11 protein-coding genes, 8 tRNA genes and 1 pseudogene are annotated in these 17,167 nt (G+C 24.8%); 4 read left to right on the top strand and 16 right to left on the bottom strand.

What is annotated here, in order from left to right:
* Nucleotides 1–53: 53 nt before the first annotated feature.
* Complete coding sequence (locus D2845_RS00525; RefSeq protein ID WP_110858451.1) at nt 54–947, bottom strand: RluA family pseudouridine synthase; 894 nt, start codon at nt 945–947, stop codon at nt 54–56.
* A 45-nt stretch (nt 948–992) separates the two neighbouring features.
* Here D2845_RS00525 and D2845_RS00520 point away from each other — a divergent pair, with 45 nt between their 5' ends.
* On the top strand, nt 993–1,337 hold the full coding sequence (locus tag D2845_RS00520; protein WP_002881241.1) for a YigZ family protein: 345 nt from the start codon (nt 993–995) through the stop codon (nt 1,335–1,337).
* An 18-nt stretch (nt 1,338–1,355) separates the two neighbouring features.
* On the opposite strand, the gene D2845_RS05975 is transcribed toward D2845_RS00520, so the two are convergent.
* The 14 genes from D2845_RS05975 to D2845_RS05965 all read right to left on the bottom strand — a co-directional run bounded on the left by D2845_RS05975 (nt 1,356) and on the right by D2845_RS05965 (nt 13,122).
* Nucleotides 1,356–2,153, bottom strand: a complete 798-nt coding sequence (locus D2845_RS05975) for a PQ-loop domain-containing transporter (RefSeq protein WP_110858452.1) — start codon at nt 2,151–2,153, stop codon at nt 1,356–1,358.
* A gap of 73 nt (nt 2,154–2,226) precedes the next feature.
* Nucleotides 2,227–2,302 (bottom strand) — tRNA-Phe (locus tag D2845_RS00510).
* A gap of 5 nt (nt 2,303–2,307) precedes the next feature.
* Nucleotides 2,308–2,384: transfer RNA gene (locus D2845_RS00505), tRNA-Asp, on the bottom strand.
* A 1-nt stretch (nt 2,385) separates the two neighbouring features.
* A tRNA-Met gene (locus tag D2845_RS00500) sits at nt 2,386–2,460 on the bottom strand.
* Nucleotides 2,461–2,466: 6 nt separating this feature from the next.
* Nucleotides 2,467–2,557 (bottom strand) — tRNA-Ser (locus D2845_RS00495).
* 3 nt (nt 2,558–2,560) lie between these two features.
* A tRNA-Ile gene (locus D2845_RS00490) sits at nt 2,561–2,636 on the bottom strand.
* Between the two features lie 26 nt (nt 2,637–2,662).
* Nucleotides 2,663–2,739 (bottom strand) — tRNA-Met (locus D2845_RS00485).
* Between the two features lie 4 nt (nt 2,740–2,743).
* Nucleotides 2,744–2,820, bottom strand: a tRNA-Ala gene (locus D2845_RS00480).
* 8 nt (nt 2,821–2,828) lie between these two features.
* A tRNA-Pro gene (locus tag D2845_RS00475) sits at nt 2,829–2,905 on the bottom strand.
* Nucleotides 2,906–3,006: 101 nt separating this feature from the next.
* Entirely contained in the window at nt 3,007–4,281 is a 1,275-nt protein-coding gene (obgE, locus tag D2845_RS00470; RefSeq protein WP_110858453.1) for a GTPase ObgE, read from the bottom strand.
* 2,666 nt (nt 4,282–6,947) lie between these two features.
* On the bottom strand, nt 6,948–8,651 hold the full coding sequence (locus tag D2845_RS05970) for an MIP family Ig-specific serine endopeptidase (RefSeq protein ID WP_110858454.1): 1,704 nt from the start codon (nt 8,649–8,651) through the stop codon (nt 6,948–6,950).
* A gap of 64 nt (nt 8,652–8,715) precedes the next feature.
* Nucleotides 8,716–10,278 carry a methionine--tRNA ligase gene (gene metG / locus D2845_RS00460; RefSeq protein WP_110858455.1) on the bottom strand — a complete coding sequence of 521 codons (1,563 nt, stop codon included), beginning with the start codon at nt 10,276–10,278 and terminating at the stop codon, nt 8,716–8,718.
* Nucleotides 10,265–11,065 (bottom strand): tRNA1(Val) (adenine(37)-N6)-methyltransferase, encoded by an 801-nt coding sequence (locus tag D2845_RS00455; RefSeq protein ID WP_110858456.1) that lies wholly within the window; start codon nt 11,063–11,065, stop codon nt 10,265–10,267. Before D2845_RS00455 ends, metG begins: the two co-directional genes overlap by 14 nt.
* Nucleotides 11,066–11,196: 131 nt before the next feature.
* Nucleotides 11,197–13,122: an MFS transporter gene (locus D2845_RS05965; RefSeq protein ID WP_110858457.1), complete on the bottom strand. Its 1,926-nt coding sequence runs from the start codon at nt 13,120–13,122 to the stop codon at nt 11,197–11,199.
* A gap of 177 nt (nt 13,123–13,299) precedes the next feature.
* Here D2845_RS05965 and D2845_RS06980 point away from each other — a divergent pair.
* Nucleotides 13,300–13,746 (top strand): annotated as a pseudogene (locus D2845_RS06980) (restriction endonuclease subunit S); the annotation flags it as partial.
* Nucleotides 13,747–14,165: 419 nt separating this feature from the next.
* On the opposite strand, the gene D2845_RS00440 reads toward D2845_RS06980, so the two are convergent.
* The gene (locus tag D2845_RS00440) at nt 14,166–15,839 is read right to left on the bottom strand and encodes an IS1634 family transposase (RefSeq protein ID WP_117275958.1); all 1,674 of its coding nucleotides are present in this window, start codon (nt 15,837–15,839) and stop codon (nt 14,166–14,168) included.
* A 96-nt stretch (nt 15,840–15,935) separates the two neighbouring features.
* Between D2845_RS00440 and D2845_RS05955 the strand changes: the two genes are divergently transcribed.
* Both D2845_RS05955 and D2845_RS05950 read left to right on the top strand, forming a co-directional pair.
* Complete coding sequence (locus D2845_RS05955; RefSeq protein WP_170107401.1) at nt 15,936–16,298, top strand: restriction endonuclease subunit S; 363 nt, start codon at nt 15,936–15,938, stop codon at nt 16,296–16,298.
* Nucleotides 16,240–17,160: a site-specific integrase gene (locus D2845_RS05950; RefSeq protein WP_110858487.1), complete on the top strand. Its 921-nt coding sequence runs from the start codon at nt 16,240–16,242 to the stop codon at nt 17,158–17,160. Before D2845_RS05955 ends, D2845_RS05950 begins: the two co-directional genes overlap by 59 nt.
* Nucleotides 17,161–17,167 lie beyond the last annotated feature (7 nt).

The raw sequence follows: 17,167 nt of genomic DNA, 5'->3' as shown, positions 1-17,167 counted from the left end.
ACATCATATTTCGTATTCATAATTATATATCAATATAAGGCAATTATCTTTTTTTATTTATTGCGCATTTCATCAAGCATAATTTTTGGAATCGGTGCTTCAAAATGCATTTTATTTCCTTTATTATCAATAAAATCTAGCGAAACTGCGTGTAATCTTTGATTAAATTCATCAACTTTTTTATTATAAATTGGATCACCATAAACAGGATGACCAATGTAATTTAAATGCACTCTTATTTGATGTGTTCGTCCTGTTTTTAAATTACATTTGACTAAGGTTTTTTCTTGATTATTGATATTTAAATAATCTAAAACTTCAATGATTGTAAAAGCATGTTTTGAATTTTGTTCAGTCACAGCATATTTTTGGCGGTTTTTAGCATCACGACCAATTGGAAGATCAATATGAAGTTTTTTATTATTAATTTTTTTATCTACAATCGCTAAATAAGTTCGATTAATTTGATGATTTTTTAATAATGAAGCAAAATAATTATGTGTTTGATTGTTTTTTGCAATGATTAATAACCCGCTTGTATCTTTATCAATTCGATGAACAACTCCCATTCTTAAAAGGCCGTTGACATTGCTTAAATTGTTTTTAAAATGATACATCAATCCGTTTACAAGTGTATTGCTTTTATGACCTGGAGCAGGGTGAACAACTAAACCGCTTGGTTTATTAAGAACTAAATAATCATCATTTTCATAAATAATTTCAAGCGGTATTTTTTGTTCTTCAACATTAATTTGTTTATCAATTACACGAATAATTTCAATTTCATCATTTTCTTTGACAATGTATTTATTTTTATTAATTTTGGTTTGATTAACAAATACAGCACCCTCTTGAATTAGTTGCTGAATGTCATTTCTTGTGATTGATGAATTATTGGCAATATATTTATCAATTCGCTCCGCATAATTAACAATTAATTTCAACATAATGTTAAATATTATAGCATTTGTTATATATAATAAATAGCAGAAATGGATTTCTTAGAAATTAAAAAATCAAAATTTATTCCACTTTTAATTGATATCAAAAAAAAGGATGAATTAAAAAATATTTTGGTGCAACTACGCCAAAAGCATAAAAAAGCAAGACATATTGTTTATGCCTATATTATCAAAGATAATAATAATTTTATGCATGGTTTTAGTGATGATAAAGAACCTAAGGGAGTAGCCGGAATTCCCCTATATACTCTTTTAGTCAATAAGGAAATTTATAATAAATTACTTGTTGTAATTCGTTATTATGGTGGAATTGAATTAGGAAAAAGCAATTTATTGCGTGCTTATTTACAAGCTGCAAAATTAATCATTAAATAAAAAAGTGTCAAATTTAGCTTAGACACTTTTTGTTATTAATTGTTGTTTTTTTGTTGTTTTGATTTCATAAGCAAGCACAAAACCAAACTGAACTGAATAAATTGTTAATGAAAGCAATTGTCAAACAAGGGCACCAATTAAGGCATTCATGGTTGATAATTCAGCTTCAGTATTAATTTTTTTAGCTTTAATAATGCTTAAAATGAAAAATGTAATTCATCAAACATTATTTAATAAAAAGATTAAAAGCATTCAAGGTGATATTCCTTGGAATTTTTTATGAATCAAACCTTTAATTAACTGTGGCATAAATGCTAAAGTTGTAAATGAAGGTGTAATTAACCCAATTAATAGCGACGTTGTTTGATTAAAAAAGGCAATTTTACCAATGTTTTTTCCATTTGCATCAACTGGGTAAAAGAATCCTGTTTGAATTTTTTGAACTAATAAAATAATAAAAACAACTAAAAAAGCAATTACTAAGATCTGCATCATTGAAATTACTGCAATAACAATATTTCTTTGTTTGTTTGTTGTTTTTAAATTGTAATGATATGAATAAAAAATTGTTAAGGCAAAAATAAATGAACAAACTAAATTTGCTAAAAAGATATATCATCCATTTTCATTTGGTGTAAATACACCATAAACAATTCAAATTAAAATCCCAACATAAAATATTCAAAAAGAAACATAACTTGGATCTTCAGATTTTTTTGTTTTCATTAATCTTATTAATTGAGGTACACCTAATAAAATTGTTGTGAGTGCACCCAAAGCTCCAAATATTTGGATAAAAATTTGTAATACAGTCATAAGTAATAATTATACTTTTTCTATCCTAAAAATAAAGAAAAAAACACACAAGGTGTTTTAGTCATTTCTGAAATGGTGGCTCCGGCAGGAATCGAACCAGCGACACACGGAGCTTCAGTCCGTTGCTCTACCAACTGAGCTACAGAGCCAATAATGGCGGTCCAGACGGGAATTGAACCCGCGATCTCTTCCGTGACAGGGAAGCGTATTAAACCACTTTACCACTGGACCGTGGTTGCGGAGATTGGAATCGAACCAATGTCCTTTGGGTTATGAGCCCAACGAGCTGCCTCTGCTCTACTCCGCGATATAATGGCGGGCAATGAGGGATTTGAACCCCCGCGGGCCGTGAAGCCCCTGGCAGTTTTCAAGACTGCTCCCTTCAGCCTCTTGGGTAATTGCCCCAATGGTGGACCCAACAGGACTCGAACCTGTAACCGACCGGTTATGAGCCGGTTGCTCTAACCATTGAGCTATGGGTCCAAAATATTCCCGATGGGTTACACATATGGTAGCACCGAAGAGAGTCGAACTCTTGACCTTCCGGGTATGAACCGGATGCTCTAACCAACTGAGCTACAGTGCCATAATGGTGGAGAGGAAGGGACTCGAACCCTCTACCTCCTGCGTGCAAGGCAGGCGCTCTGGCCAGGTGAGCTACCCCCCCAAAAAAACTGGTGAAGAAGACAGGATTCGAACCTGCGACCGCTTGAGCCCAAGTCAAGTGCTCTACCAAGCTGAGCTACTTCTCCACTCTTAATTTATGAATAATGATTTTGCTTAAGATTTTAAGCACTAAATTATTATATATGTTTTTATATTCTTTTTATAAAAAAATATATAAAAATTGTATTTAAAAATCCTCGGCATTTCAAATGAATTCGTAATCTTTTATTTTGATTGTGTCACCATCTTTAATTTTGGAATTTTTGATTAATTCAAAAACTCCTAAATTTTTTAATTTTGCATTAAATCTTCATAAATTATCTAAAGAAATTACTGGAATTTTATCATAAATAGCATAAACATCGTCACCAATGATTTCATATGTGTCATTTGTCAATCTTTTGATTTCAATTGGTTTTTTTTCTAATTTAATAAGAAAAACATCATCATCCTCTTGAGAAAAATTTGCAATTGAAATTTGTTTTGCATTTAAAAGTGCATTTCATAATTCTTTTTTTATTTCATCAATATTTGAATCAACAAATGCTGAATTGGTAATTAATTTAATATTTGGATATTTTTTTTGAAAAACTAAAAGATTTTTTTGAAAAGCATCTAAATCAGATTTGTTTGCAACAACAACTTGTGGCAATTTTTCTAATCTCAGATTATAACTTTTTATTTCATTATTAATAATTTCAAAATCCTCAATTGGGTTTTTATTTTCATCACCAAAATCAATGACATGACAAATTACTTTGCAACGTTCAATATGTTTTAAAAATTGAATTCCTAATCCTTTTCCTTCCGATGCTTTTTCAATCAAGCCAGGTAAGTCTGCAATTACAAAATTATTTTCAAAATATTTTACTAAACCAAGTTGCGGTACTAAAGTAGTAAAATCATAATCAGCAATTTTTGGTTTTGCATTTGAAATTTGTGACAAAATTGTACTTTTGCCAGCACTTGGTTTCCCAATCAAACCAACATCAGCTAAAACTTTTAGTGTTAGATGCAAATTAAATTTTTGTCCAGGTAAACCATTTTCACAAATCCGGGGTGCTGTGTTTCTTGAAGATTTAAATCTTAAATTCCCCTTACCGCCTTTACCGCCCTTAGCAATTAAATATTTTTCTTCGGAAACAATATCAGCAATCAATTTTTCATTATCATAAACCATTGTGCCAAGTGGTACTTTTACAACTAAATCTGCACCGCCGCGACCATAAGCATTTTTAGGTTTACCATTTTCGCCCGCTTCCGCAACAATTTTATTTTGGTAATAAAAAGATAATAATGTATTTTGACCAGAATCACCTTGAAAATAAACTGATCCGCCATCGCCACCATCGCCGCCATCCGGACCACCTTTGTCAACATTTGCTTCGCGGCGAAAACTAATTATTCCATCACCACCTTTTCCAGCCGATACAAAAATATCTACTTCATCAATAAATTTCATGTGATTATTTTATCAAAAAAACACTAAGAAAATAAAAACTCAAACCCTTGATTATTATTTAAAAATAAATAAAACCCACAATGAAACCATTGTGGGCCTTTAAGAGAGTTTTTAATTTAATTTATTTAGATATAAAAGAAATATTAAGCTTTATTTATTTAAATTTATTTAATCTTGTAACTTCAAGTATTTCATTTTAAACTAAGAAAGTCAAACAAAATTAATTCAGCAAAACTGTATATAGTAGCTAAATATTCACTTGAATTTTTCATGCAAATTTATTTGCATTTTTTTAAATAAGAATAAAAAAGTTTTTAATTTTTAATTCTTTATTTTACAAGATTTTTTATCAAAGCTTTTTTGACCCCTCAAACAAAAAGTCACCATATTATTTACATTCTCACAACGCCTAAATTAAAATTCTTTATAAAATGCATCTACACTTTTTAAAGATGATGCCTAAATTAATTTTTTTTCTTTCGCAATTAAATAATTCTTAATTAAAAATCTGATTTTTTTTAAACATACCACTCTTGTTTATTATTTATTTCAGTTTTTTGTTTATTCAGTACCAAAGCAAGTCTTGGAATTTAAACAAAATATTAAGAATTGTAAAAATACCTATATTTTTTAAAATAACTAAGATCAATTTCAAAAAAACTTCATTTTTTTTATTTAAATCTTTTTTAAAAATGTTTGTTTTAGACTGTTTATTATTATTAAATAAATAATTCTAATTTAAATTATTTTAATGATGTTTCCAAATAATTCTTATCCAAATAAAAATTTATTTTTCAAAAAACTAAAATCACATCATTAGCAAAATAAGAATAATTTTTCAATATCATAAAAGACTTAAGATAACTAAAACTAATTTTTTGGGAATTTTTTTAGTATTTTTTAACTTTTTTTGATCTGAATTAAATTATTGTAATTGTGAATTTTTAATTATGCTAATTTAATTTGCATCAGCAACAATTTTAGATAAATCTTCTTCCCATCTTGTACAAATCTTAAAATATTCTAAAGTACTATATTTAATTTTTTAAGTGAATAAAATTTTTTGAAATTAACTAGATTGAATGCAATTTTAATTGAAAAATTCATTAAATAAATTTATTGAATTTAAGAATTAATTTTTTTCTTGAGTTTTGAAATATTTTATACACGTATATATATAAAATAAAGAGAATCATTTTTAATTATAAATCTTTGTTTAGGAGTGCGATTTGTTTAAAATTTTAGATGATTTTTTATCAAATTTCATATTTCAAAATCTAGTTTAATTTTTTATTGAATATTTTTTTAATTATTATTGATTTGTTACTTTTATTTTTATCTAAAATTAATTGAAATTTTTAGTACCTTCAAAATTAAACTTTCTTATGTCAAAATAAAGAAATTTAAGAAGGTTTTTTACGTTGGTTGAAGGGCTTAGATTTGCATTAAATTTAAGTTTATTTTTTATTTTTGGTTGCAATCTAAATTGAAATTACTTCAGCAAAAAAATAAAATCTTAAATCTAATCCAACCATATTTTTGAATGTATTACTTATTTTTATTCATAAATATGCTCTATATTTTGTATAGTTGTATTCTTAATTAAGACAATTATAGTATAGTAAAGGGTTTAAATTATTTAACTTATATGTTATGTTATGACCTAATATATAAGATACATGCAATAGGACAAAATTTCAAACGAAGTAAATTATGAAAAAATTGAATTCATTTTTAGTTTTTTTATTTAATTAGTAGCTTTTTTTATTTTAATTGAGTGTATTTTATTTTGTATTATTTTAAATTTGCTAAATCAAATGATTTATTTTTTATAATCAGAAACATATTATTATTAATACTATATATACTTAATTAATTTTCAAAACATTAATATTGAAATAAAATCCACTTTTTATTTAAATTTAAAATTATTTTAATGAGTTTGATAATTTATCATATTTTTAGATAAAATATACCCTAAGGAAAAATGATTGAAAACAAATCTTAAAATTAAAAAATACTTGCTTTTTTTAATTATTCATTGATTTGTTTTTTATTTTATCTATTTTTTATCATTAAATTAGTAAGAAAAAAGTAAATTGTTACATATAAAAATATAATATTTTGATATTTTAACTATACAAAATAAGTATATCATAATATTAAATATTGATTACTAAAAATAAAGATTTATTTTTTGAAAATAAAAAAATAAAATTAAATTAGAATTTTTTTTAATTACAATGAAGTTTATTATTAAATCATTTAATTAAATATACTTTTTTTATATCAAATGCCTTAGATCAAATGATTGCTATTTAGTATCATTATCAACAAAATCCTTTAATTTAAATGATTTCCAAAATTTCTTAGTAATTTTTTTTAATTTCTAAATCTCTATAAATAAAGAACCCTAATTTTTTATTTTTTCTTTTTTAATTAAGATAGATTATACAAATTCTAAACTTATTACTTATGAATATAATTATTATTTACTTATTATGTGTTCATTCAACAATAAATAAACCCAAATTATTGACTAATTTCAAATTTTAAAAAACCTAAGATTCAATAACTTAGGTTTTTTAGTTTTAATTTTTATAAAGGCTTATCACTAATAATTTATATGAATTATAAATAAAATAGAATCTAATCAAGATTTATTATTAATACCCTTTGTCAAATAACTTTGTTTTTTTATTATTATCTTCAAAACCATTTGGATATAGTTTGCTCAAATTTTCACGATAAGAATTTTTTTGTTTTCTATATCTTTTTTTGTCACTTCCATCAATTAAATTATATGCATATGTAGTATTTTTATTTCCATCAAATATATCATGGGATTGCATAAGTGGAGCAATTCCAGCATATGATAATAAATCACCTGAACTAACTGATGAGCGAACTGCATCATAAATTCCAATCATTTGTCCAAATTCATTATAAACTAATGATCCAGAAGCTCCATAATATAATGATGAAAAATTAACATTATAATGATAACCATACCATTGAGCCATTACTCTTTTTCATGTGCCTAAAAAAATCCCAAGATTATTTACAAATTCAATTTTATTTTCATAGCTACCTTGTGGAAATGCGAATTTTTTCTTATTTGCATCTTCATACCGATCAGTTGGATTATTTTTTACAAATAATACTTGATTGTTATCTGCAGGATAACCTCCAATATAAATATTTTCTAAGTTGTATAAATTATTTTCTTCATCATTTTTAGCTAATGCTGATACGTAGTCTCTTGTTAGCATATACTTTGAAATATTTTTATCCTGATTTGGAAGAATACTAGTTTCATTTATTCTTTTTAAATAAGAATCAAGTCCTAAAATTGCTTTATTGATTCAATTTTTTAATTCATCATTTGCCTTATTAAGATCAATATCAAATTCAAATACCCCAAAGTCCACCATCATTGGAATATATTTATCATTTTTTAAATAATATTCATATGTTGTTTTATAGTATTCATCATTTAAATCTTTAGTTTTTAAATAACTTAATGCTGATTCTTTTAGCTCTTCTTGATATTTTCCAAAAACTTCTTCTTTCATAAAATCAAAAGCTGCAAAAACTATTTTTGGTCTTGAGATTGCCTCAGATTTAATTGTGCTAATTAAAGATGAATTAGATTTATCATATTTTTCTAACTCATCTGAGTTAGTATAATAATTAGCAATTTTTCAATCATTTTTTTGCGAAATAGCATTTGTTTCAGAATTCCTAATTGGTTGGAATGATTGTGGTTTTAGTTTAGATTTTCCAATTGCAACACCAACAACCTTATCTTCACTTGGATCATTATAATTTAAATCTTCATTTAATTTGTCATCCAATGAATTACTAAAATGACCTAGCACATGCAAATTAGTTGCAAAAAATAATTTATATTTATTAGGATTATTTGTATATTGATGATAATCTAAAAGCCATCCTGTGCCACTGCCATTTGAAAGAAATTCACCATTTTTAGTTTTTGTTCCAAATTTAATTGAAAAACTACGATCATAAATTTCACTATAAAGAACTTCTTGATCAATTTTTTTAAATTTATTCACATATGAAGGGTATTCATTTTTATTGCTAATGCTTCTAAGATCAGCTAATGACAATGAATTGGATACTAAATTATCTTTTTTTTCATTATCAATATCATTTTTTTCATTATTGTTTATTTGGTTATTAATATCAGGATCATTTTTTTCTTTATTATCATTTATTGGTTTGTCATCATTTATTGACTTATCATCAATAATATTATTCATTTTTGTTTGACATCCAACTAAAAATGATGATGGAATTACTAAAGATGTAATAACTAATAACTTATTTAATATTTTTTTCTTCATAAATCCTCAATTGTTTTATTAATATCTTTTAATTTAAAATTTTGAATTATCAAAAAAATATTTATTATTTTGCAATTCTAGCAAATAATATTTCTGAAGCATTAGGATTTAAATTATCAAACTTTTTAAAGTCTAAAATTAAAGTTTGGTCATGTGAATTTAATTTCAAAAAATTCAAAATTTTTTTTGTTTTTTTTGGCATTACAACTGAAAGCATTAGATTAATAACATAAATTCCATTTAACAAAGTATTTAAAACAACATTCAATCGCTTTAAATCATTTTTTAACAATCATGGTTTTGTTAAATCAATATATTCATTCAATTTCGAAGATAATAAAATTGCATTTTTTAAAGCTTTATCAGCATGAAAATTGTTAAATTCAAAAAGATATTTTTCATAAAATGAATTTAGTGAATCTAAAATATTCTTATCAATGTCTTGCAAATCATTTTCAATAAATTTTGTTCCATTTGAAAAGTTTTGATTAATCATTTTGATTGTCCGATTGACTAAATTTCCAAAATTATTTGCTAAATCTGCATTTAGAACATTAACCAATAATTCTTCACTAAATGAAAAATCATGATCAATATTAATTTGTGATGTAAAAAAATATTTAATTTCTTCAGCACCATATTTTTTTATTAATGGAATTGGTTCAATAATATTTCCCTTTGATTTTGACATTTTACCCTCAGGTGTAATAATTCAAGAATGTATTACTTCTTTAGTTGGTAAATTAATATTAATTGATTTTAAAAAAATTGGTCAATAAATTGCATGAAATCTTGAAATCTCTTTTGCTAAAACATGAACTCTTTCATTACCATTTTGTCAAAATTTTAAATAATTCTGATTATTTTCTTGTTCAAAACCAAGAGCACTTACATAACTAAACAAAGCATCTAATCAAACATAAATCACATGTTGTTTTTTATCTTGATATTGATTAATTGGAATCTTAATTCCTCAATCAAATGACACTCTTGTAACTGATAAGTTTTCTAAACCTTTTGATAAGAAATTATTATTTAGTTCTTTTTCAATACTTTTGTTTGTTAAAAAATCATTTTTTTCTAAAAAAAACTTTTTAATTCAAGGCTCAAATTTTTGCATATTAAAAAAATAACTTTCTTCTTCAATCTCTTGCAATAAATGTCCAGAAATTGGGTGGAAATATTGATTATTTTTATATACTGCTTGAGTTTTTGTTAAAAATTCTTCATCATTTACTGAATATAATCCACTATATTTATTTTTAAATAAATAACCTTTTTCAAACATTTTTTCAAAAACTTTTAAAACAATCTGCTTATGATTTTCATTTGTAGTTCGACTATAGAAATCATAATCAATTTCCAATAAATTTCATAGATCAACAAATTTTTGTGATTCAATATCAACATATTTTTGCGGATCTAAATTATTTTCAATTGCTTTTTTTTGAATTTTTTGACCATGCTCATCAATACCAGTTGAAAAAAATGTTTCATAGCCTTGGGATTGCTTAAAATTTTTATACACTCAAGCTAATGTTGTTGTCAAAAGATGGCCAATATGTAAATCACCACTTGGATAATAAATTGGGGTTGTAATATAAAATGTTTTTTTATTTTTTGACATTTTTTTCTCCTTCTTTGATGGGAATATAAAGTTTTTTTGTCTCTTCAGAGTATGAATGATCATTTTTATTTTCATTATGCAAATAAATATTTTTTTCAAAAAATGTTCCTCAACCTGAATTGAATCGCGCTTCGACTAAACAAAATTTTGGTTGGGAATTAATTCTTGTATAAACTAATTGAATTCGCTTGGGTTCAAAATTATATTTTCTTAATAATGAAATTAAATCAACATATCTTGCAATTGGTAAAACAAGACTTAAATAACCTTTTTGTTCAATTATTTTTGCTGATAATGAAATCAGTGTTTCTAAGTCAAGATTAATTTCATGTGTTGCTAATTTTTGTTCATAAGTGCCAGTGTTTCTTGGCTTATTAAAATTTTCATTGTAATAAGGAGGATTTGCAACAATTAAAGAATATTTTTTTGCTTGTTTGTTACCACATAAAAAAGCATAATCTTTTGCATACTTTTTAAAATCTGCTTCAATTACATCGATTTGATTTTCTAAGTGATTTAATTCAACATTTTTCTTAGCTAAATTAACTGCTTTTTTTTGAATTTCAATGGCATCAATTTTGATTTTTTTTGATCGTGCGGCAATAAAAATTGCTAAAGCACCATTATTTGTACCAATTTCAAGAATGTTTGAAACATTGCGATTAATTGAAACAAAATTTCCTAATAAAATTGTATCGACTGAATAATTAAACATCTCTTTATCCTGGTATACAAAAAGATCATTGCCATATCCTAAATTGTTTTTAAAAATCCCACTTTTTTTCATGTTTATTAATTATATTTAATAATTTTTATTTTTTTTATTGGATTTAACAAATTAGCATTAAAAAAGAAATTAAAAATCCAAGAAAATATTTCCTTGGATTTCTTAGATATAAAATCATTTGCTAAACTTTTTTAGATTTTTGAAATATCATAAAAAACGCATGGCATTGAAATTTTATTTACTCAATCTTCTTCAAGATCATTATCACGTTTAAAATAATGATGTAATTTAAATGCAAATTCATCAAAAATTTTTAACATATCCTCATGTGTATAAAAACGGTTTTTGGTTTTGATTCCATGGTGTTTATGTGAAAGAATTTTTTTAGATGAAAGTGTTGGTAAAGAATAAATTTTCATTTTATTAATTCAAAAATCTTTATATTCTTGTGAAGAAAAAATATCATGAATTGTAAAAACAAAACGACTTTTTTCATCTCTTAATAATTCTTTTATTTTGATAAAAAATTTAATCACATCTTTTTGTGGAAGAATATTTGTTAAACCATTAAAACTAAAAAGGATGAAGTCAAATTTTTCTTGTGTGTTATATTCTAAAATATTGATTAACTCAAATGTAATATTATCGGTATTTTGCAAATTCTTTAGCAATTCTTCAGAAATATCAATTGCTTTAATTTTGGCATTTGGAAACAATTTTGCTAAAGCAAAAGTAGTTCTTCCAGCACCACAACCAATATCTAAAATATTTTTAATTTCCAAATTTTCTTTAATTAAATAATCAATTACTTTTTTTTCTGATTTTCATAAACCTTTTTTTGCTGTTTCAATATATTCAGTTGCAATGACTGAAGTGTTGTAATATTTTTTAAATTTTGCGTCCTTGAAATTAAACATAGAATAAAAAATCCCCAAACAAGCTATTAAAATAACAATAGCATAAAATAAATAAGTATAGAAATAACCAAATTTTATTGTTATTTGTGTAAATAATAAAGTTATAATCGATGTAATGACTGTTCTAAAAACAATTGAAATTCCATTTTGTTTATGAAAATTATTTTTATCAAATAACTCATATGAAAGACTATAAAAAATTGGAATAAATAAAGAAAATAGAAATTGTTGAATTGTTGTTGATACAACATAACTTACAAAATAGCTTTTTTCATTAGTATTTTTAAAAAATAGTCATACAAAATTAAGAAATAAAATTAAAACAACTAAAATCATGAAAAAACTTTTTTGGTGCTTAATTTTATTGTTTAGAACAAATGATAGTATAACACCAAGTAATGAAAAAGATGTAAAAATAATTGATAAATAAAAACCCCATGTATCAATTGAGTAATTTTCTACACTTGAAAATAATTGCGATAACCCTGATGTTTTTGGATATAAAAATATCCCTATTAAAAATGAACCTGAAAGAATAAAAATTCATGATTTTAATTTATTTTTTTTGACAATAACATGTTCATTTTTATTAGCAACAATTTCAAAGTTAGCCGCAGTAGCACTTGTTTTTAGCGAATAATATAAAATTCCAGAAATTAAATAAGTTGCCATATTCATGATCACTAATCAATAAAAATCAAGATTTTTGAATAGAAAAAATGAAAAAATTGTTGATAGGAAAAATCCAAATGAAGTTGCAAATGAATTTGAGATATTAATGATTTTCATTTGTTTATTATTTTGTGAAATATAATAAACAACATTTTTTAAATAAATAAATCTAAATGCATGAATAAATCCAAGAAGTGTATTAAAGACAATTAAAACGACTGAGAGGATTTTATTATTTTGTGTTAAGAAAAATGTAATTAGAGTTGGAATTAATAAAACAAAACTTACAATATCTGAAAACAATAAAATTAACTTATCATTCTTAAACTTTTTGACAATTTTTGAACTAAATATATAAACTAAAATTGAAGGAAGTTGGACTAATAAATAAAGAATTGTTACTAATCATAAATTTCCTGTAAATTTATAAATAAAAATTGATGTACCAAGTTTAAAAGCTTCTGAGCCAATTAATGACAAAGTTAGTGATGTTGTATATTTTATTGTGTTTGTTCTAAATTCTTTCATACCTCTCAATCTCCATAGGGAAAAACTATAAGATTATACATTATTTTCATAAGTATTTTATTAATTTTATTTTTTAGGAGTTTATAAACTTTTCAAAAAAATCATTAAAAATTAAAATATTTATAACTTTTTTTTAAAAAATTTACTAACGCTTGAGAACAGGAAAAGGTAGGAAATTTGTTTGAAATTGGTAGAGGTTCATCAATAACTATAAATAGCATTTCAAAAACAAAACATGGTAAATATATTTATCCAGTTTATTCATCACAAACACTAAGTGAAGGATTGTTAGGGTTTTATAATAATTATCAATATAAGGATTCAATTACTTGAACAACAGACGGTGCAAAAGCTGGTACTGTTTTTCATAGAAAAGGCTTATTTTATGCTACTTCTCACTGTGGAATATTGTCTAAAAAGCAAAATACACCAAATAGTTTTTTTGCTAATTCACTTTCAAGAAATATCAAAAAATATGTTACATGAGTTGCAATGCCAATGTTAACAACAAATACAATGTCTAATTTAAAAATATTAATAACCAAAAATGTTTTTGAACAAAACAAGATTTCAGATTTAATTGATAATATAAACTTACTTATCACCCTTCATCAGCGTAAGTTAGAAACACTAAAAAATATGAAAAATCGACTTCTAAATAAAATGTTTGCTAACGAAAAAAATCAATTTCCGATGATAAGATTTAAGGAATTTACTAACGCTTGAGAACAGGAAAAGGTAGGAAATTTGTTTGAAATTGGTAGAGGTTCATCAATAACTATAAATAGCATTTCAAAAACAAAACATGGTAAATATATTTATCCAGTTTATTCATCACAAACACTAAGTGAAGGATTGTTAGGGTTTTATAATAATTATCAATATAAGGATTCAATTACTTGAACAACAGACGGTGCAAAAGCTGGTACTGTTTTTCATAGAAAAGGCTTATTTTCCTACGTTTCCCAGTTTAAGCATAAAACAAAAAACATACTTATGTAAATTTTTGATTTCATAAGTTATGTTTTTTTATAATGTAATGTTTAAGTGACTTTTTCTTTTGTTAAAAGCTCTAATAATATCTGATAAGTTTGCCAACTTTCTTGTAACTCATCATTATACACTTGTATAGTTTTGATTTTTTGTTTATTTACAAATACTTCAATTTCTTTAACTTCTTTGATAACATTAATCACTTTATGCTCAGTGATTTTACTTTTTCCAGTCAGTCCTAATTTTGAATTTAGAATGTAGATGATGTAGTTTAAAAACACTAATGAAATGAAACATAAGCAAATGTAACCAACAATATGGTTTCAAGTTGATAAATACATTGGACGAAGAGATAATTTACCTTTTAATGTCTTAAAATTAGACTCAATTTGTCATTGTTTTGAATATAAATTAATAACTTCTTTTACTGATAAATCTGTTCTATTTGTTTCATAAACATAGTATCCGTCATATTTTTGATCTTCTTGTATTTTTTCTATATCAAGTTCATAAAACGCACCTTTGTTTATAGGTTTGAAGAATCTATATTTTTTAGATCCCGCTAAATCATCACAAGAAACAAGATTATCTTTATTCATTTTCTTAGTGAAATTTTGAATTAAAATGTCTCTATCGTTTTTGTCTTTAGTTGCTCGTTTTTGACTAAAACTAATTATTTGTCTTCTAAAATGTCCATTAATTCTTTTTTTATTGTATGAAGATACAATATCACGAGTTTTGTATATCAAACCACCATCATTTATATAATCTTTTTCATCTAATACATACTCTTTAAATTGTTTGCTTCCAGCTTTCATTCTATATGAGATTATGTATTTTCAATTCTTAGATTCTAAAAATCTAATATTTCTATTAACACTCATTCCTTTGTCAGCAATTATAGTTACACTGTTAACTTCATAAATATCTGCAATTTCAAGCATAAATGGTATGAAAGTATTTGAATCAGTAACATTTCCTGGAAATATTTTGTAGTGTAATGGTATCCCATTTTCATCAGTTGCCATACCTATAACAATCTGGTCTTCTTTAAATTTTCCATCTTTTGAATAGCCAGGTTTTTTATAACCTTCACGAGAAAATGTTTCAAAATAAGTAGTTGTTGCGTCAAATCATAATACATCAATTTTTCTATTAGTATTTGCACAAATTTTTGCATTTAAATTTCTTAGAATTTCATCTTTGTTTTTTGCTATATAGTCTAATGATCTATAAAATGAATTTTTTGAATAAGTGTCTATTTTTTCTTTTTTTGCTGTTTTATAAGTGTTAAAAACACTTATTGGATTTTTAATTCTTTGATAAATCAACTCTAAAATAACATCTTTTAATGTTGTCGATTTTGTGGGAGAACAATCGTTAAAAATATTGAAATAATCAAATAGTTTTTCAACTAATTCGTAACCTTTAAACCTTTCTAAAACTTCTTTTTTGGTTTCTTTTTTTCCTTTAAGAATCTCATCTAATTTAGTTCTTGCTTGTTCTTTTGATCAAGACAATGGAAAGTTTGCAATAATTGCTTTGATAATTGTTAGCGGATCATCGTGATATTGTTTTAATTCATGCAGATAACCATATCCTAATCTGTATACAAAACCTTTGTTATCTGGTCTCGGCACCCCAATTGATAAGTATTCACCTTTTTTAACTCTTGCTATTGATGTTCTTCATTGTCTTTTTGCATCATTTCTCGACTTTTTCATGTTTTTATTATATCATATTTAAGCATAAAAGCATAATAAATTATATTTTTTTATAAAAAAATATAGCCGCTGAAAACTGAGTGTTTTCGCGACTAAGTGGGAAACGTAGGAAAAGCTGGTACTGTTTTTCATAGAAAAGGCTTATTTTATGCTACTTCTCACTGTGGAATATTGTCTAAAAAGCAAAATACACCAAATAGTTTTTTTGCTAATTCACTTTCAAGAAATATCAAAAAATATGTTACATGAGTTGCAATGCCAATGTTAACAACAAATACAATGTCTAATTTAAAAATATTAATAACCAAAAATGTTTTTGAACAAAACAAGATTTCAGATTTAATTGATAATATAAACTTACTTATCACCCTTCATCAGCGTGGGTTTTTTGGAGGGGAAAATGAAGAAAAATGAAATTTTATTATACAAATATTTTCAAAATTGAATATATGTGTATAAAAAGGGGTCAATTAGAAATGTAAGTTTTAAAAAGTATGAATTATCATTAGATTGAATAATAAAGTTAGCACCAGATGTTAGATTAATTGATTTAGATCGAACAACTTATCAAAGAATATTAAATGATTATGCAAGATATCATGAACGCCAAACAACAACGGATTTTCATCATCATTTAAAAAGTTGTTTACTTGATGCTTTTGATGATGGATTATTAGCAAATGATCCAACAAGAAAAATTGTAATTAAAGGGCGGCCACCCAAAAAGAAAAAAATAAAGTTTTTAAGTCAATTTGAATTGCAACTATTACTAAAAAGTTTGAAATTAAATGAAAAAATAACTCTAGATTGATTGATATTATTGATTGCTAAAACCGGGTTGAGATTTTCTGAAGCAATTGCATTAACACCGAATGATTTTGATTTTTCAAAGCAAATCTTAAACATTTCAAAAACATGAAATTATAAAGAGGATGGTGGTTTTATTCCAACTAAAAATAAATCATCAATTCGAAAAATACCACTTGATTGACAAACAGTTTCGCAATTTAATTCCCTTATTAAGGATTGTGAAAAAGATAAACCAATTTTTATTTTAAAAAACAAAATCTATAATTCAACAATTAATGACATTTTAGAAAGAAAGTGCAAAAAAGCCAATATTCCAATCATTAGTGTTCATGGTCTTCGGCACACACATGCTTCAATTTTGTTATATGCAGGAGTGTCAATTGCTTCTGTGGCAAAAAGATTAGGGCATGCAAGCATGAATACAACCGAAAAAATTTATTTACACATTATAAATGAACTAGAAAATAAAGATATTGATTTAGTAATGCGTTCAGTTTCTAGTTTAAATTAAAAATTAT

The organism is Metamycoplasma alkalescens (assembly GCF_900476125.1).
GTDB classification, from domain to species: Bacteria; Bacillota_I; Bacilli_A; order Mycoplasmatales; family Metamycoplasmataceae; genus Metamycoplasma; species Metamycoplasma alkalescens.
This window is presented reverse-complemented; position numbering and strand designations above follow the sequence as displayed.